Origin of the sequence: Mesorhizobium sp. M7A.F.Ca.US.010.02.1.1 (genome assembly GCF_004023085.1) — a bacterium.
Taxonomy (GTDB): Bacteria; Pseudomonadota; Alphaproteobacteria; order Rhizobiales; family Rhizobiaceae; genus Mesorhizobium.
The window spans coordinates 64214-80708 of sequence record NZ_RZRV01000001.1 but is presented as its reverse complement, the minus strand read 5'-3'; the positions used below and the strand labels follow the sequence as shown (position 1 = coordinate 80708).

Annotated in this window: 17 protein-coding genes; 8 read left to right on the top strand and 9 right to left on the bottom strand. The window is 63.6% G+C overall.

The genetic code is table 11. The features are described from left to right. The first annotated feature begins 4 nt into the window (after window positions 1-4). The 7 genes from EOA19_RS00380 to EOA19_RS00350 are packed head-to-tail and all read left to right on the top strand — an operon-like array spanning window position 5 to window position 5847. Complete coding sequence (locus tag EOA19_RS00380; RefSeq protein WP_023808865.1) at window positions 5-901, top strand: sugar ABC transporter permease; 897 nt, start codon at window positions 5-7, stop codon at window positions 899-901. Next, window positions 901-1767: a carbohydrate ABC transporter permease gene (locus EOA19_RS00375; RefSeq protein WP_023808866.1), complete on the top strand. Its 867-nt coding sequence runs from the start codon at window positions 901-903 to the stop codon at window positions 1765-1767. Before EOA19_RS00380 ends, EOA19_RS00375 begins: the two co-directional genes overlap by 1 nt. A 4-nt stretch (window positions 1768-1771) precedes the next feature. Continuing rightward, entirely contained in the window at window positions 1772-2869 is a 1098-nt protein-coding gene (gene ugpC, locus EOA19_RS00370; protein ID WP_023808867.1) for a sn-glycerol-3-phosphate ABC transporter ATP-binding protein UgpC, read from the top strand. 5 nt (window positions 2870-2874) lie between these two features. Continuing rightward, window positions 2875-3987: a mandelate racemase/muconate lactonizing enzyme family protein gene (locus EOA19_RS00365; protein WP_023808868.1), complete on the top strand. Its 1113-nt coding sequence runs from the start codon at window positions 2875-2877 to the stop codon at window positions 3985-3987. 9 nt (window positions 3988-3996) lie between these two features. Further along, complete coding sequence (locus EOA19_RS00360) at window positions 3997-4326, top strand: L-rhamnose mutarotase (protein WP_023808869.1); 330 nt, start codon at window positions 3997-3999, stop codon at window positions 4324-4326. Next, window positions 4319-5395 (top strand): Gfo/Idh/MocA family oxidoreductase, encoded by a 1077-nt coding sequence (locus EOA19_RS00355; protein WP_128302350.1) that lies wholly within the window; start codon window positions 4319-4321, stop codon window positions 5393-5395. The genes EOA19_RS00360 and EOA19_RS00355 overlap by 8 nt, the downstream gene beginning before the upstream one ends. Continuing rightward, complete coding sequence (locus EOA19_RS00350) at window positions 5392-5847, top strand: MaoC/PaaZ C-terminal domain-containing protein (RefSeq protein WP_164892815.1); 456 nt, start codon at window positions 5392-5394, stop codon at window positions 5845-5847. Before EOA19_RS00355 ends, EOA19_RS00350 begins: the two co-directional genes overlap by 4 nt. Before the next feature lie 29 nt (window positions 5848-5876). On the opposite strand, the gene EOA19_RS00345 is transcribed toward EOA19_RS00350, so the two are convergent. From EOA19_RS00345 to EOA19_RS00325, 5 genes are all read right to left on the bottom strand, one after another. Beyond that, the gene (locus EOA19_RS00345; protein WP_023808872.1) at window positions 5877-6533 is read right to left on the bottom strand and encodes a GntR family transcriptional regulator; all 657 of its coding nucleotides are present in this window, start codon (window positions 6531-6533) and stop codon (window positions 5877-5879) included. A 226-nt stretch (window positions 6534-6759) separates the two neighbouring features. Beyond that, a complete protein-coding gene (locus EOA19_RS00340; protein ID WP_128302348.1) occupies window positions 6760-7341 on the bottom strand; it encodes a hypothetical protein in 582 nt (193 codons plus the stop codon). 1 nt (window position 7342) lies between these two features. Further along, the gene (locus tag EOA19_RS00335) at window positions 7343-8920 is read right to left on the bottom strand and encodes a DUF6880 family protein (protein ID WP_245486008.1); all 1578 of its coding nucleotides are present in this window, start codon (window positions 8918-8920) and stop codon (window positions 7343-7345) included. Between the two features lie 101 nt (window positions 8921-9021). Further along, window positions 9022-9426 (bottom strand): hypothetical protein, encoded by a 405-nt coding sequence (locus tag EOA19_RS00330; protein WP_245273055.1) that lies wholly within the window; start codon window positions 9424-9426, stop codon window positions 9022-9024. A 119-nt stretch (window positions 9427-9545) separates the two neighbouring features. After that, window positions 9546-10976, bottom strand: a complete 1431-nt coding sequence (locus EOA19_RS00325; RefSeq protein ID WP_245486006.1) for a DHA2 family efflux MFS transporter permease subunit — start codon at window positions 10974-10976, stop codon at window positions 9546-9548. A gap of 395 nt (window positions 10977-11371) precedes the next feature. Between EOA19_RS00325 and EOA19_RS00320 the strand changes: the two genes are divergently transcribed. Beyond that, window positions 11372-12388 (top strand): Zn-dependent oxidoreductase, encoded by a 1017-nt coding sequence (locus tag EOA19_RS00320; protein ID WP_128302346.1) that lies wholly within the window; start codon window positions 11372-11374, stop codon window positions 12386-12388. Between the two features lie 6 nt (window positions 12389-12394). Here the strand turns inward: EOA19_RS00320 and EOA19_RS00315 are convergent, their stop codons facing one another. The 4 genes from EOA19_RS00315 to EOA19_RS00300 form a co-directional block, all read right to left on the bottom strand. Continuing rightward, window positions 12395-13099: a cyclase family protein gene (locus EOA19_RS00315; RefSeq protein ID WP_164892805.1), complete on the bottom strand. Its 705-nt coding sequence runs from the start codon at window positions 13097-13099 to the stop codon at window positions 12395-12397. Continuing rightward, a complete protein-coding gene (locus EOA19_RS00310; RefSeq protein ID WP_128302344.1) occupies window positions 13096-14034 on the bottom strand; it encodes an ABC transporter permease in 939 nt (312 codons plus the stop codon). The genes EOA19_RS00315 and EOA19_RS00310 overlap by 4 nt, the downstream gene beginning before the upstream one ends. Then, on the bottom strand, window positions 14031-14936 hold the full coding sequence (locus tag EOA19_RS00305) for an ABC transporter permease (RefSeq protein WP_245486027.1): 906 nt from the start codon (window positions 14934-14936) through the stop codon (window positions 14031-14033). The genes EOA19_RS00310 and EOA19_RS00305 overlap by 4 nt, the downstream gene beginning before the upstream one ends. 61 nt (window positions 14937-14997) lie before the next feature. Beyond that, window positions 14998-16488: a sugar ABC transporter ATP-binding protein gene (locus tag EOA19_RS00300; protein WP_023808881.1), complete on the bottom strand. Its 1491-nt coding sequence runs from the start codon at window positions 16486-16488 to the stop codon at window positions 14998-15000. Window positions 16489-16495 lie beyond the last annotated feature (7 nt).

The window sequence follows — 16495 nt, the reverse complement described above, 5'->3', positions numbered from 1 at the left end:
TCTGATGAAGGGCTTCAAGCCATCCGCGCCATTCCTGCTGCTGCTTCCGGCCATGATCGTGCTGGCGGCGGTTGTCGTTGTGCCGTTGCTGTTGTCCCTTTACTCCAGCTTCACGCCGTTCCGCCTGACGCGGCCCGAAACGTTCTACGTCTTCATCGGCATCCGGAACTATCTTTCGATCCTGTCCAACACTGATTTCTGGTGGGCGTTCGGTCGCACGGTGCTGCTGCTGACCATCGCGCTCAATCTCGAAATGCTGCTTGGCCTTGGGCTTGCCATGCTGGTCGAGAAAGCGACACGCGGCCAGCGCATCCTGCGCACGCTGATGATGTTTCCGATGATGTTTTCGCCGATCCTGGTCGGCTTTCAGTTCAAGTTTATGTTCAACGACAATATCGGCCTGGTGAACAATGCGCTGCAGTCGCTCGGCATCACGCAAGACGCCATACCGTGGCTGATCGAGGGCCATCTCGCCTTCATCGCCATCTCGATCGCCGAGATCTGGTCGTCGACGGCGATCTTCGCCATCCTGATCCTCGCCGGCCTGCTCGCCATGCCCAAGGAGCCGATCGAGGCGGCGCGGGTCGACGGCTGCACGCCGTGGCAGACATTCCGCTATGTGACGTGGCCGTTCGTCATGCCTTTCGCGTACATCGCCATGACCATTCGCTCGCTCGACGTCGCGCGCGCCTATGACATCGTCAAGATCATGACCGATGGCGGACCGGCGGGCCGCACCGAACTGCTATGGACCCTGGTGGCCCGCACCGCCTACAGCGACGGGCGCATGGGCATGGCCAACGCCATGGCCTATTTCTCGATCCTGCTGTCGATCGCCTTCACTGTCTACTTCTTCAACAAGCTCGCCGCGGCGCGCACGCAGATCGGTGCGGAGTGGTGATGGACGAGAATTCTTCCGCCCGCCTGAAGCGCCGGCTGCTGGGCGTCGTCTATCGCATCGGCCTGTTCCTGGCGATGCTGACCATCTGCCTGCCGGGCCTGTGGATCGTCATCTCGTCGCTGCGGCCGGCGGTCGAGATCATGGCCAAGCCACCGGTGTGGATCCCTCAGGAGATCTCGTTCGACGCTTATGTCGCCATGTTCTCAGGCATCGGCAAGGGCGGCATCCCTGTCATCGAATATTTCCGCAACTCGCTGATCATCTCGGTGACCTCGACAGTCATTGCGGTGGCCATCGGCATGGCCGGCGGCTATGCCTTCGCGCGCTACCGCTTCCGCGGCAAATCCAGCGTCTTCCTCAGCCTGATGCTGACGCGCACCGTGCCGGGCATTGCGCTCTCGCTACCGCTGTTCTTCCTCTATGTGCGGCTTGGCATCATCGACACGCATTTCGGGCTGATCCTTGCCTATGTCGCGCTCAACGTGCCGTTCACCATCTGGCTGATCGACGGCTTCTTCCGCCAGGTGCCCAAGGACCTCGCGGAGGCGGCGCAGATCGATGGCTGCACGCGCTGGCAGGCGTTCTGGCAGGTCGAGTTCCCGCTTGCCGGACCGGGCATCGCTTCGGCCGCCATCTTCGCCTTCCTGACCTGCTGGAACGAGTTCGCGCTGGCCTCGCAGCTGACCCGCTCGGTGAGCGCCAAGACGCTGCCGGTCGGCCTGCTCGATTACACGGCCGAGTTCACCATCGATTGGCGTGGCATGTGCGCGCTGGCCGTGGTGATGATCATTCCGGCGCTCACCCTCACCTACGTCGTCCAGAAACACCTTGTCGGCGGCCTGACCTCCGGCGCGGTGAAAGGCTGATACCATGGCAACCGTTACCCTCACCAAGCTGACCAAGCGCTACGGCAACATCGGGATCGTGCACGGCATCGATCTCGACATCGCCGACCGCGAATTCATCGCGCTGGTCGGCCCGTCCGGCTGCGGCAAGTCGACGACGCTGCGCATGATCGCCGGGCTGGAAGAGATCAGTGCCGGCTCGATCGAGATCGGCGGGCGCGTCGTCAACGACCTGCCGCCGCGCTCGCGCAACATCTCGATGGTGTTCCAGTCCTATGCGCTCTATCCGCACATGACGGTGCGCGAGAATCTCGGCTTCTCGCTGAAGATCGCCGGTGCCGCCAAGGAAGACATGGACCGCCGTGTCGCCGAGGCCTCGGCCATTCTTGGCCTCGACACACTGCTGGACCGACGCCCCTCGCAACTCTCCGGCGGTCAGCGCCAGCGCGTCGCCATGGGCCGCGCCATCGTGCGCGATCCTGACGTCTTCCTGTTCGACGAGCCGCTTTCCAATCTCGACGCCAAATTACGCACGCAGATGCGCACCGAGATCAAGAAGCTTCATGCCAAGGTGCAATCGACGGTGATCTACGTCACCCATGATCAGGTCGAGGCGATGACGCTTGCCGACCGCATCGTCATCATGCGCGACGGCCATATCGAACAAGTCGGCACGCCCGACGAGGTGTTCCGGCAGCCGGCGACGCGCTTCGTCGCAGGCTTCATCGGCTCGCCGCCGATGAACCTGCATGAAGCCACGATCGATGATGGCCAGATGGTTTTCGCCAGCGGCGAAAAGCTGCCGCTGCCCGCCCAGTTCAAGACCAACGTCGCCACCGGCGACAAGGTCGTGTTCGGGCTGCGGCCGGACGACATCTATCCGACCGGCCATGGCATCAGCTCCGGTGGTGCGGCCGATGTCCACCAGATCGAACTGCCGATCACGGTCACCGAACCGCTCGGCAACGAGACACTGGTGTTCGTCGAATTCAACGGTACGGACTGGGTGTCGCGCATGCTGAACCCGAGGCCACTGCGGCCGGGCGAGCGGGTCGCCATGAGCCTCGACATGTCGCAGGCGCACCTGTTTGCCACCGAGACCGGAAAGACATTGCGGAGCTGATCGGCATGGCCAAAATTGAGAAAGTCGACCTTCGGATGGTGGACCTTGTGCCCAAGGTCAAGCGCACCGACGCCATCCAGAGCTTCGTCAGCCAGGAAACGCCTATCGTCACCATCACCGATTCCGACGGTGCGGTCGGCACCGGCTACAGCTACACGATCGGCACCGGCGGCTCGTCGGTGATGCGGCTTTTGTCCGACCATCTGGTGCCGCGCCTGATCGGCCGCGACCCCGACATGATCGAGGCAATCTGGCACGATCTCGAATTCGCCACGCATGCCACGACCATCGGCGCCATCACCGCCATCGCCATCGCGGCCATCGATACAGCACTGTGGGACCTACGGGCAAAGAAGCAGAACCTGCCTTTGTGGAAGCTGGCCGGCGGCGCCAAGGACCGCTGCCCGCTGTACACGACCGAAGGCGGCTGGCTGCACATCGAGACGCAGGCGCTGGTCGACGATGCGCTGGCCGCCAAGGCCAAGGGCTTTCGCGGCTCGAAGGTGAAGATCGGCAGGCCGCACGGCTCGGAAGATCTGGCGCGCCTGTCGGCGGTGCGCAAGGCGGTCGGCGACGGCTACGAGATCATGACCGACGCCAATCAGGGCTTTTCGGTCGACGAGGCGATCCGGCGCGCGGCAAGATTACGCGACCTCGACCTCGCCTGGATCGAGGAGCCACTGCCGGCCGACGACATTGACGGGCATGTGCGGTTGTCGAACTCGACGCCGACGCCGATTGCCATCGGCGAGTCGCTCTACTCCATTCGCCATTTTCGCGAGTACATGCAGAAAGGCGCCTGCTCGATCGTGCAGGTCGATGTCGGCCGCATCGGCGGCATCACGCCCTGGCTCAAGATCGCGCACGCGGCGGAGGCCTTCGACATTCCGGTCTGCCCGCATTTCCTGATGGAGCTGCATGTCAGCCTGACCTGCGCTGTTCAGAACGGCCGATATGTCGAGTACATTCCGCAACTCGACCAGTTGACCGGCAAGCGCCTCCGCATCGAGGATGGCCAGGCGCTGGCGCCCGACGAACCCGGCATCGGCATCGATTGGGACTGGGACGCGGTCAAGGCCATGAGCATCGCCGAATTCACCACGGCGATCACGAAATAGGAGAATGATATGCAGCGGATGGGAATGGTTCTGGGGCTGAAGCCGGAAAAGGTCGAGGAGTATGTCCGCCTCCATGCCGCCGTCTGGCCCGACGTGCTGGCCATGATCTCCGCCTGCAACATCAAGAACTACTCGATCTACCTGAAGCGGCCGGAGAACGTGCTGTTCAGCACCTTCGAATACCACGGCAGCGACTACGAGGCCGACATGGCGAAGATGGCGGCCGATCCGAAGACGCAGGAATGGTGGGCGGTCTGCATGCCGTGCCAGGAGCCGCTGGCGACGCGCAAAGAGGGCGAGTGGTGGGCCGAGATGGATGAGGTCTTCCATCATGACTGAAGGCGGTTTCGACCCTGCCTTGCTCGTTCAATCCTGGCCAAAACCCTCCAAGCCCCGGCAGATCGTCACCTTCGGCGCCGGATCGATCGTCGGCGACGCGCATTTCCCGGCCTACCGGAAGGCCGGCTTTCCGGTTGCCGGGCTTTATGATCCTGATCATACCAGGGCCGAAAAGCTGGCCAGCCAATGGGGCGTGACGGCCTTTGGGTCGGTCGAAGAAGCTGCTGCCGTCGAGGGCGCGATCTTCGACCTTGCCACCCCGCCGTCGCGTCATGCCGATGTGCTGAAGTCCTTGCCTGATGGCGCGGTGGCGCTGATCCAGAAGCCGATGGGCAGCAATCTTGCCGAGGCGACCGCGATCCTCGAGATCTGCCGCGCCCGGAAGCTGCACGCAGCGGTGAACTTCCAATTGCGCTTCGCGCCGATGATGCTGGCGCTCCAAGATGCCGTCGGCAAGGGCTGGCTCGGCGAGATCGTCGACTTCGATGCCTGGCTGGCGCTGGCGACACCGTGGCAGCTTTGGGAATTCCTGCTCAAGGCGCCGCGCGTCGAGATCGCCATGCATTCGATCCACTATCTCGACCTAATCAGGCAATTGCTCGGCGACCCCAAGGGCGTGCACGCTAAGACGCTCGGCCATCCCAATCATGCCGTGGCGCAGACGCGCACCAGCGCCATTCTCGACTATGGCAACACCATGCGCTGCGCGCTGTCGATCAACCACGACCACAAGTTCGGCCGCCGGCACCAAGCCTGCGAGTTCCGCATCTGCGGCACCGAGGGAGCAGCCTATCTCAAGTTGGGTCTCAACCTCGATTATCCCACAGGTGAGCCGGATGTGCTGGAAATCTATCCGAAAGGCGGGACGGACTGGATCGCAGTGCCCTTGGCCGGCGAGTGGTTTCCCGACGCCTTCGTCGGCCGCATGGCCAATGTCCAGCGTTTTGCCACCGGAGAAGATGCTACGCTGATCAGCCCGGTCGAGGACGCGTGGAGCACGATGGCGCTGGTCGAGGCGGCGTATCAGTCGAGTGCGGCACCGGCGACGCCGATTGCGGAAAGACCCTGATGGAACGGATTCAGTATTTCGAAGACTATGAGATTGGCGCGTCGCGCCTGACCAGCGGCCGCACCATCACCGAGACCGACTTCATCGTCCATGCCGGCCACACCGGCGATTTCTTCCCGCACCACATGGACGCCGAGTTCATGAAGACGACGCCATTCGGCCAGCGCATCGCGCACGGCACGCTGGTGTTCTCGGTCGGCATCGGGCTGACGGCAACCGTCATCAATCCTGTTGCCTTTTCCTATGGCTATGACCGGCTGCGCTTCATCAAGCCGGTGTTCATCGGCGACACGATCCGGACGCGCACGACAATTACGGCCAGGGAAGACGACCCGAAGAGGCCGGGGGCGGGACGGGTGATCGAACGCTGCGAGGTGATCAACCAGCGCGGCGAAGTGGTGCTGGCGGCCGACCACATCTACATCGTCGAACGCAGGCCGGCGCAGGGCTGAAGCCCATCGCATGCCCATGAGCCACGCCGTCAGGATTCTCGCGACAGGCCATCTTCCCTGATCGCGCGGACCAGCGTCTCGCTTCCTTCGCGAAGATGCTGCCTCAGAATGCTTATGGCCCTGTCGCCGTCGCGCCGCCGGCAGGCGGCCAGCAGCTCGCGATGCTCCGTCTGCGAGCGGCTGCGATAGTCCAGGTTCGACAGCAGGATGCGGACGTAGCGATCGGCGGCATTGTGGTGCGCCTCGATCAGGCCGAGCAATCGATGGTTGCCACAGGCATCGTAGAGAGCCAGATGAAAGGCACGGTTCAGCGCACCCCATCGGCCGACATTGCGCTCCGCGTCGATCTGGTCGAGCACCTGTTCGGCCTCGTCGAACTTCGCGCCGGAGAGGCTGGGTACCGAAAGCCGGAGCGCCTCGCTTTCGAGCAGCTCGCGTAGCGCGTAGATTTCACTGATCTCGGCGCCGTCCATCCGGGCGACCTGCGCGCCTTTTGTGGGATGAATGGAAACAATACCTTCGGCTTCCAATTGGCGAAGGGCGTCACGAATTGGCATGCGGCTGAAGCCAAACTGCTCGGCCAATTCATCCTGGCGCAGCGGCGTGCCCGCCCTGATGGTTCCACTGGCAATCGCTTCGCGCAGGACATTGGCGACCTGTTCGGCCACGGTCCGCGGCCCCTGCATCACGCTTTCCGCAAATCCTCGCAATCGATGCTCCCCGTTTTCACACAGCATCGAGCCTAATTGAAAAACCCATGCGGATATAGGTATGCCCGTATACACACTGCCCGCGCCAAGCAGACTTCCTCCGCAAGACGCCACCCGCCTCCGCAAGGCAACGTCCCGATTCGCGCATATGAGACGATCGTCTGAAGCACTGAAGGCGCGGCTCGCCCAGCCCTGCGGGCTTTCAGCCAGTCTGCGGCAGGTCAAGCGCGGAGCGCATCCGCCCGACACCACGCTTGTAGAGCATCGCGCCTTGAGCTGGGGCGAGCAGATCAGCATGCGGCGTGAAGTCGGCAACGCACTTGTTGAAGGCGATCTCGCCACACCCGGGAACCAGGCAGTCGAGCTTTCCCTTCGGACACTGACTGAACTTGCAGAGCCGGCCCAGATATCTGTCGCTGCCGGGTTCGATCAGAAAAACGTCTAGCTGGTGATCGGCAACGCTGATCCCTGTTCCCTTCTCAAACGCCTCACGCAGGGCAAGAACGGCGGCGCGACGCAGTTCGCCTAGACGAGCCTGCGAGTCAAGCCAAAGCGCCAGGTCGAGATCGCTACATTCATGCCAGACCTCGATCCGAGCGCGCCGGAATTCGCTGAAGCGCGGCACCTCTTTCCAAAGCGGCTTCGCGACAGAGCCGATAACGGCCACCGCCCCCACCTCTCGAAAACGCGTCCAAGCATCGGTGACGACATCCGCCGCCGCGCGGAACTGCTGCTGGCGTTCCAGCATGTAGCGATTTTGCTCGTCAATCGCCGCGCGCCGCATGTCAGGCCAACAGTTTCATGAAATTGCGCTTGCGGCCGAAGCGGTCTTTCACATCCGCCAGATACGCGGCATGTTCGGACGCGCCGCGCAGGCCGGCCATACGGCCGATCAGGGTTGACGCTTCTGCATAGGCGCCGTTACCGCCAAACTGGGCCAGTTGGTTTACGCGTTCCGCATAGATCTTCAGTGCCTCGCGCGGATGCGTGGCTTCACTGACCTGCGCGAGCTTTTCCTTCAGTCCTTCGGAAGCGCCATGTGCGCGCGTGTTCGCCCACGCCAGATCAAACTGCTTCTCCTCAATCAAGATGCTGATGAGCAGATCGGCCGGATAATGCCAGGCGGACGGCTTCTCGCGCGCTAGCCTGGACTGGAGGCGCTCGATTACTCGATCGCGCGTCGCCGTGCCCGTCTTGCACAGCCGTTGATACAGTCCGAAGCTCGGTGCCTTCTCGAATGCGCGCCACAGATGCGCTTCGGCGTCCGCATCGCGACCGGCCGTGGTCAGCAGGTCGACTACAAAGGAAATGAGCCGCTCGTCGGGTCGATCATCCTCGAACACCCACAGGCCGTCCTCGGCCCTGCGCAAAGCCTCTTCGGCGCGACCGTGCGAGAGGCAGAATTTGGCGACTTGCAGATAGGCTTGCTGTGAGGACAGATGCTTGGCGCGAAGGGCGATGCGTGCCTCGAGGTCGCCATCGCGGTCAGCAAAGAAGTCGAGGATTTCCTGCAGCCTGAAATGGTCGCCGGACAGTCCGTGACCTATCCGATTCTTGCCGGCGGTTGCGGGCAGTTCATTCCAGGCTTCGTTGGCCAGGCGACGGTATTCGGCCAATCCTTCCTCGCCGAGGATATCGCCATAGCGCTCAGCCGCGCCACCGAAGGTGTCGTAGCCACCATTCATCTCGCGCGCGAACAGGTCAAGCGCCAGGGACAAGGGTTCGCAAGGCGCCTCCGAGACAGCGTTGCAGTGAATTTCGCATGCCCGGTCGAGAAGTGGGGCGCAATGGCCATCGGAATCGTCCACGACCTCGATGGCAGCCTCGATCCGATCGATGGCTCGCATAGCGAGCCGTATAACGATGCCCGCATGCTTGCTCGAGACCGAGGCGATCACATCGAGCGCCTCGTCCACACCTTGGGCCCAGTCGGGCGCCTCGCGGTAATCTATGAAGCCATTCGTGGCGGTTGCGCCGTCGATCATCTTGCCGAGACGCGCCTCGATGGCCGCCTCGTCGCCGTCTTGCGTAGTCAGCGTGGCCATTTCCAGCCTACGCAACAGGATAGGATCGCGCTCGACGACATCCATGATCATATCGACAAGCGCCGCCTTGTTCTTGCCTTCCAGATGTTCGCGTATACGCGTGAACACATCGATGCTTTGCGCTTCCGTGTCGCTGCCCATCGCGTTTGCCGCCAGCGCCGTCGCCACCAAATGCTTGCAATAGCCCCAGTCGCCGAAGGCGCGGCAGGAACACGAACCGTCGACCGACTCGCCACGCCCCGTCAGTTCAACACGGTAGTCCTCCGTGCCGGCAACCTGCGCCAGCACGCGCTTGGGCCCAACGGTCAGCAGTTGCACCAGCCCGTCACGCCAGTAGGCCTCGCCGCGCGAGTACACCTTGGTGCCGACAAGATCGCGCAGGGCATCGACATCGAAACGGGGTCGGCTGTTCTTGCGGTTCATAGTGGCGGCTGGAGCCTCGAGTCAGCCGAGATGAGACGCAGGGCTTCGTCCAACGTAACGGTCGCATGCAGCCGCCCACATGCTCCGGTGTGCCTGTGCCACATGAGGTCGAACCGGGTCTCGGCGAGATGCTCCTCCACATGATCGAGCCGGGCGAAGGGAGCGTTGAATTCTTCACCGTCATCCGAACGGTAGCGCGCTGAGAAACCGTATTTGCTTCCTCGCCACTTGCCGAAAATGTCTAGCGGATGGTCGAGCCGATTCGGCTGGCCGTGGATGAACCGAGGCTTCAGAACCTCGGCGATGAAACGCTCGCAAGTGGCAGCCATGGCCAGCTTCTCGTCAGCCGAAGGCTTCTTAACCCACACCATCGCGTTTTCCCGTTTCGCCAGCGCGATCATTTCCCACTATCCGCCGCCAAGAGCGCTGTGGGGCTGCCCTCAGCCATACGGTATCGCCGTTCATGATAATCGACCGATCCGGCGAGGCAATCCTTTTTGAACGCAGAATGCATCTGGCATCATTTGCGAGAATTACCCGATCGAACATGACCGCTGACCTGCACGCCGTCCTCGGCACGCAGGTACAGGAAGCCGGGGACGGACAGCAACGGGATGACCGCGGTCAGCAGGAACACCTGGTGGAAGCGTTCCGCTGTCACGATGTGGGTTTCTCCTGCGACAAGGCCCAGCACCATGGCGGCGATCGAAACGCCCAGGGAAACGCTGAGTTGCTGCAGGACGCCGCCGAGACTGGTGGCGCGGCTGAGCTTGTCGGCCGGCAGGTCGGCGTAGGAAAGCGTGTTGGAGGTCATGAACTGCGCCGACCGGATGACCCCGAAGACAAAGGCGTAAAGGCCGATCATCCAGTGCGGCGTATCGGCTTCGATCAAGGCGAAGCCCCCGACAGCGGCGGAACCAACCACCGCGCTGCCGATCAGCACGACATTGAAACCGAAGCGCCGCAACAGCGGCGACAGCAGCGGCCGAATGAGCAAGGCGCCGAAGCTGCCGACGAATGTCAGCGAGCCCGAGGTGACCGGGCTCATGCCAAAGCCGACCTGCAGCATCAGCGGCAACAGGAAAGGCACGCCATTGAGGCCAACGCGGCACAGGCCGCCTGCGAGCGTACCGACCCAGAACGAGCGAAATCGAAACAGTGTCAGATCGACTGCCGGTGCAACGACGCGGCGCGCATAGCGCCCGAAGGCGAGCAGCAGCAGGATCGCCGCGGCCAACACCAACGCTGTCGCCGAAACGGAGATGATTGGCCTACCGATGCTTTCCAGTCCGAACTGCAGCAGCGCGACTCCGCATCCGACCATCAGGAACCCGGCAAAGTCGAAGCGTTGCACCGCTTCCTCGCGGAAATCGTCGACGAAGCGCAGCGCCGCCAGAATGCCGAGGCAACCGAATGGCACGTTGACATAGAATATCCAGCGCCATGAGGCATAAGTGGTCAACAGGCCGCCGAGCAGCGGCCCGATCACAGGCCCCATGATGGCGGGCAAGGTCGTGTAGGTCATGGCGGTGATCAGCCCGCTGCGTGGGAAGCTGCGCAGCAGGATCAGCCGCCCGACCGGCGTCATCATGGCGCCGCCCAGCCCCTGCAGGGCGCGCATCGCCAGCAGCATGCCGAAACTGTTGGCCATGCCGCACAGCGCCGAGCCGAGGGTGAAGGTGAAAAGCGCCAGCGCGAACACTTTTCGCGCACCGAACCTGTCGGCGAACCAGCCGCTGACGGGAATGAATACGGCCAGCGTCAGAATGTAGGTGGTGATCGCCAGGTTCAGCCTGACGGGCGTCGTGTCGAGACTGCGTGCGATGGCGGGGATCGCGGTGGTGATGATGGTGGAATCGAGCTGCTCCATCAGAAAGGCGATGGCGACGATGATTGGGATGATCAATCTCAGCCTCGGGTCGCGCTCGGTGGCAAATTGAGGCTGTTCCAATTCTATTGCCAATTCCGTCATGCAAGCGGCTGCTCTATTCCAGGTGGCGCGTCCGCGTTCAAAGGCAAGGTCGCCTTCCGTGCGGCAAGCCAGCCGAGGCCCGATCACACGGCCTGTCTTATGGTCCGACAAGCAGGCAAGCGGTAGTCATTTCCTCTTTGATGGAAGTCAACAAATTTTGACTGCCGACCCCTTCGAGAGGAGATCGGCAGGACAGCGCATTGGGAGTCCGAACTGCCGTCGCCAGGCACATTTGCGTTTCAGCGGACGCCCGTCCCGATTTCGTGAAGGAACGTGTCAGGTAAGAGGCCGTCTTACCGCCGCCATGAGCGCTTGCGTCTTGACGGCACAGCGAGATTGAGCCACTTGTCGACTAGTATACAAGTGGTGAGGCCATGCTTGAAGTTCTCGTTCGCGCACCGCAGTCGCTGGAAGTCCGGCAGGGCGCCATGCCAGAGCCCGGCACTGGCGAAGTCGTCGTTCATGTCAGCCGTGCCGGCATCTGCGGCTCCGACATTCACATATTGCACGGCTCCAATCCGTTCGCCGTCTATCCGCGCATCATCGGCCATGAATTCGCCGGCACCGTAACAGCGCTCGGACGCAATGTGACCGGCATAGCGGTGGGAGACCGCGTGGTGGTCGATCCCGTGGTGTCGTGCGGCCACTGCTATCCCTGCCGGGTCGGCCGCTCCAATGTCTGCGCCAACCTCGAAGTGATGGGCGTTCACCGCGACGGCGGTTTTCGCGCCTTCGTGGCGGTGCCGGCGGCAAATGTCATACCGGTTCCAAGGGATATGCCGTTTGGGCTGGCGGCACTGGCCGAGCCGTTTTCCATCGCCGCCAATGTGCTTGATCGTACCGGTTGCGGACCCGAGGACACGGCGCTGATCTATGGCGCCGGCACGGTCGGCGTCACTGTCCTGCAGGTCGCCAAGCTCAAGGGCGCACGCTGCATCGTTGCCGATATCGACGAAGCCCGCCTGGAGCGAGCGCTCCGCTTCGGCGCCGACAGGGTGATTCACTCCGTGCGCGATCCCGTGCCGGCCGCGGTGCGCGGTGAAAATGACGGTCTTGGCCCGACGCTGGTCATTGACGGCGCCGGCATTCCCGCACTTCTTGACGAGGCTTGCCGGCTGGCCAGCCCGGCGGGCCGCATCGGCCTGCTCGGCTTTTCGGACGCCCCATCCAACCTCAGCCAGCAGGAAGTGGTGCGCAAGGAACTGACCATCGTCGGCTCGCGCCTGAACCGCCGGCTGTTGCCGCGCGTCGTCGAATGGCTGGCCGACAAGCGGCTCGATCCGCAAGGCATGATCACACAGGTCTTCGCGGCGACGGAGGCGCGCGCCGCCTTCGACCTGATCGAGAAGGAACCTCAGCGCACGCTCAAGGTCCAGCTGGATTTCTCTTGAGCCGGTTTAGCCCTCGACCAGCGCGATGGCGCGCAGCGGCGATCCGCTGCCGCCCTCGATCGCCAGCGGCAAGCTGATCAGGAAGCACCGAGGCGGCAAGTCACCAAGCCGTGCGAAATTCTCGCCGATCAGGATGCCGGCTGAAAGCAACGTATTGTGCGCCGGGAAATCCTCGCTGCCGAAACAATCGATCGACAGGCAGTCCGAACCGACGATGCGCGCACCGCGCTCGACCAGCAATTCGCTTGCTTGCCGCGACAGGCCGGGCCAGTCGGCGAGAAACGCGGCCGGATCGTCCCAGAACCGGTCCCAGCCGAAACGGAAGAACACGGCGTCGCCCTGCCGTACGCAGCCCTGTTCGGCCTCGAAAGCGAAGATAGAATCCGGCTCGACCGCCTGCCGGGGCGCGCAGTCCCGCGCATCGATCGTCACCATGCGGCCGAAGAAACGCTCGACCGGAATGTCCGAGATGGCAGCACCGCCGCGGATGAAATGGACCGGCGCGTCGAAATGCGTGCCGGTGTGCTCGCTCATAGCCAACGCATGGTTGCAGGCGACGTCGCCGCGGTCATAGGATTCCACCATCTCCTGGCAGTAATGCGGGTGCGTCGGCCACACCGGCATGCCGGGCTTCATCGGATGCGTCAGGTCGACGAAGGAAACTGCCTTTGTTTCGAACAGCCCGGCGAGCGTATCGGTGGCGGGTGTCATCTGACGCGAGGCCTCGGCACGAGAGCGACGATCAGGATGATCAGCACGCCGGTCAAAAGGAAGCGCACGCCTGCCTGGATGCCAAAGGTGTTGAGCATGGTGGACATCAGGTTGAAGAACAGCGCAGCCCCCCATATGCCTACCGCGTTGGCCTGTCCACCGGCGACGCTGGTGCCGCCAAGCACCACCACGGCGATCGATTCCATCAGATAGGCGTCGCCCATGTTGAGTGCTGCCCCGCCGCTGAAGCCGGCAAGCAGGAAGCCGGCGAGCGCGGCGGCCGTGCCGCACAGCATATAGGCCATCAGCCGCACCCGGGCGACCTCGACACCGGCAAGCCGTGCCGCCGGTTCGCTTTGGCCTGTGGCCAGCAATTGCCGGCCCCAGACCGTGCGTTTGAGAGCGACCATGGCGACCAGCGTCAGCACCATCACGGCGATCGGCATGAATTGCACGCCGCCAAGGCTCATCGAGGTAAAGCGGGAAAGGCCGGCCGGCGGCTTGAGTGTCGCCTGGCCGCCGAGATTGAAGGCAAGCGACTGGAAGACGAAGCTCCAGGCAAGCGTGGCGATGATCGGCGGCAGCCTGAGCGCGACGATGGCAAGGAAGTTCGCGGCACCTGCGGCAGCGCCAACCGCAAGTGCTGCAAGCAGGCCGGGCAACAGCATGCCGTCGGACCCCTGCATGACCGTCATCGACACATAGGCAGCCAGTGTCAGCACGGATGGCACGGACAGATCGATATTGCCCGGTCCGGAGGCGACGACGAACATCTGTCCGGTTCCCACCACGACGCTGAAGGCGCCGAAGGCGAGTGCCCCCGAAAGCGTGGCGCCGGCGCTGCCGATACCCGAATAGGCCGTCGTCGCCAGCCACATGGCGAGTGCCACGATGAAGCCGTAGGTCCATGGCGCGAGGCTCAGTCTTCGGGTCATCGCGTCCGCTCCGACAAAAGCACGCGCCCAGCCAGCACGAGAAACAGGATGACGCCCTGGGCGCCGATCTGCCATGTCGGCGGCACCTGCAGGAAAGACAAAAGCGAGCCCGCGAGCGACAGCGTCAGAGCGCCGACCACCGTGCCGACCGGCGAGACGACGCCACCGGTGAAAGCGCCACCGCCGAGGATCACCGCGCCGACGCCGAGCAGCGTATAGGCCGGCGCGACATTGGCGTCGCCCGATGTGGTGAGGCCGGTCAGCGTCAGCCCGGCCAGACAGGCGAGCAGGCCGGCGGCGGCATAGACAGCGACGCGGATGCCGACAACGGACCAGCCGGCGCGCTGGACGGCGCGCGGATTGCCGCCTGCGCCGCGCAACACCACGCCATAGGAGGAGCGTGAGATGACGAGATGGCCGGCAAGCGCCGCCAGTGCCGCCAGCCAGATCGACAGCGGCATCAAAGGCGGCTGCCAGCTCATGAAGGCGGCAAGCCATGCGGGTGCCGAGCCACCCGGTGCCGGCAACAGGATGACGGCGATGCCTAGCCAGATGAAGGACATGCCCAGCGTCACGATGATCGAGGGCAATTGCCGAGCATGAATAAGCAGGCCTAAACCGGCATAGGCGGCGATCAGGACCAGGTAGCACAGCGCCGCAATTGCCGGCGCATCCCCGAGATAGAGCGCCGTGATGCAGGTGATCAGCCCGACAAAGGCGCCGTTCGACAGGTCGATGTCGCCCAGCATGATCACCATCATCTGCGCCAGTGCGGCAAAGACCAGCGGCACCGAGAGCTTGAACAGCAGATGGAAGCCGAAATAGCTCATCGCCGCCGGGCGGATGCTGAAGATGATGGCCAGCATGACCAGCAGCGCGATTGCCGGCAGGCCGACCTGCATCGCATTGAGCAAGGCCGAGCGCGGATTGGAAGGAGAACGGGCCGGAACTCGGGCAGGCGCGTCAGACATGGTCGCCTCCGAACGACGCCTGCAGGATACGGCCGGTCTCGATGGCCTCGCCTTCCAACCTGGTCACGGCGCGGCCCTCGCGGAAGACATAGATGCGCTCGCAATTGGTCAGCTCTTCGAGTTCGGTTGTGTACCAGACGAAGGCGCGTCCGTTCTCGGCTTCCGCGCGGATCAGCCGGTAGACCTCCTGCTTGGTGCCGACATCGACGCCGCGCATCGGATCGTCGAGGAAGATCACCTCGGCGTCCGACGACAGCGCGCGGGCGAACAGCACCTTCTGCTGGTTGCCGCCGGACAGCGACAGGATCGGCGTGTCGATCGAAGGCGCCTTGACGTTGAGCCTGTTCGACCAGGTCTCGGCCAGCTTGCGGGCGGCGGCGCCTGAAATCATGCCGCCCCGCGTCAGTGCATTCAGGCTGCGGATGGTCAGATTGTCGGCGATAGACCACAGCGAAAACACGCCTTCCGAGCCGCGGTCGCCGGCGACATAGGCACCCGGCAAGGCCTCGCGTTGCCGGCGCGAGGCATAAAACATCGCGCGCAGCCGCTCGCGCTGGCCGTGGCCGTCGAGCCCGGCGAAGCCGATGACCTCACCCTTGCCGACGTCGATGGTCAGATCTGTGGTGTCGCGACCCGCATGCCGGATAACCGGAGCTTGCACCGAGGCCACCTTGCCGGCCGTGCGCTCACGCGGCCGTTCGATGCTTCCCATCAACTCGACCAGCGCGGCGCGTGACAGGCCGGCGGTGGGCCGCTCGGCGACGACCTTGCCGTCGACCATGACGACGGTGCGGTCGCAGACGGCGAGGATCTCGTTGAGGCGATGGGTGATCAGGATGCAGGCGATGCCACGCCCTGCGGCACGACGAATGTGGGCGAGCAGTTGTTCCGTCGCCTCATGGCCGAGCGCCGAGGTCGGCTCATCGAGAATGACGGCGCGCAATTTGATGCTGGTCTGCGTGAAGGCGCGGGCGATCTCGACCATCTGTCGCTCGCCGATCGGCAGGTCGGCGACCTTCCTGTCGAGATCGATGCCGTGGCCAGGGAAGATCTCGTCCAGCACCGGACCAATCACCTGGCGCGCGCGCCGCCGCCAGCCCAACCCACGCAAGGACCTGTGCACGATGCGGGTGTTTTCCGCCGACGTCAAATTGGCGCAGAGCGACAGTTCCTGGAAGATACAGCGCAGACCGGCCTGCTGGGCACTGGCCGCACTCCAGGCACCGATCTCACGTCCGCCGAGGCGAAAGCTGCCGCTGCTGCGCTCGATGGTGCCGGCCAGCACGTTCATCAGCGTCGACTTGCCGGCGCCGTTGTGACCGACAAGGCCAACGACCTCGCCGGGTTTGAGATGAAAATCCACGCCGCCCAGGGCATGCACGGCATCATAGTGCTTGCGGACATCGCGCACCTCGATGAGGAGGCCGTCGGCATTGACCGTCTCTGCTGCGTCCCTTTTGGGCGACGTGGGATCGTTCATCATTCGGCCA

Excerpts from the sequence above, each read along its gene's own strand:
- EOA19_RS00380 (WP_023808865.1), top strand. The coding sequence starts at position 5 with ATGAAGGGCTTCAAGCCATCCGCGCCATTCCTGCTGCTGCTTCCGGCC.
- EOA19_RS00375 (WP_023808866.1), top strand. The coding sequence starts at position 901 with ATGGACGAGAATTCTTCCGCCCGCCTGAAGCGCCGGCTGCTGGGCGTC.
- ugpC (WP_023808867.1), top strand. The coding sequence starts at position 1,772 with ATGGCAACCGTTACCCTCACCAAGCTGACCAAGCGCTACGGCAACATC.
- EOA19_RS00365 (WP_023808868.1), top strand. The coding sequence starts at position 2,875 with ATGGCCAAAATTGAGAAAGTCGACCTTCGGATGGTGGACCTTGTGCCC.
- EOA19_RS00360 (WP_023808869.1), top strand. The coding sequence starts at position 3,997 with ATGCAGCGGATGGGAATGGTTCTGGGGCTGAAGCCGGAAAAGGTCGAG.
- EOA19_RS00355 (WP_128302350.1), top strand. The coding sequence starts at position 4,319 with ATGACTGAAGGCGGTTTCGACCCTGCCTTGCTCGTTCAATCCTGGCCA.
- EOA19_RS00345 (WP_023808872.1), bottom strand. The coding sequence starts at position 6,533 with ATGCAGGGGCCGCGGACCGTGGCCGAACAGGTCGCCAATGTCCTGCGC.
- EOA19_RS00340 (WP_128302348.1), bottom strand. The coding sequence starts at position 7,341 with ATGCGGCGCGCGGCGATTGACGAGCAAAATCGCTACATGCTGGAACGC.
- EOA19_RS00330 (WP_245273055.1), bottom strand. The coding sequence starts at position 9,426 with ATGATCGCGCTGGCGAAACGGGAAAACGCGATGGTGTGGGTTAAGAAG.
- EOA19_RS00320 (WP_128302346.1), top strand. The coding sequence starts at position 11,372 with ATGCTTGAAGTTCTCGTTCGCGCACCGCAGTCGCTGGAAGTCCGGCAG.
- EOA19_RS00315 (WP_164892805.1), bottom strand. The coding sequence starts at position 13,099 with ATGACACCCGCCACCGATACGCTCGCCGGGCTGTTCGAAACAAAGGCA.
- EOA19_RS00310 (WP_128302344.1), bottom strand. The coding sequence starts at position 14,034 with ATGACCCGAAGACTGAGCCTCGCGCCATGGACCTACGGCTTCATCGTG.
- EOA19_RS00305 (WP_245486027.1), bottom strand. The coding sequence starts at position 14,936 with ATGCAGGTCGGCCTGCCGGCAATCGCGCTGCTGGTCATGCTGGCCATC.
- EOA19_RS00300 (WP_023808881.1), bottom strand. The coding sequence starts at position 16,488 with ATGATGAACGATCCCACGTCGCCCAAAAGGGACGCAGCAGAGACGGTC.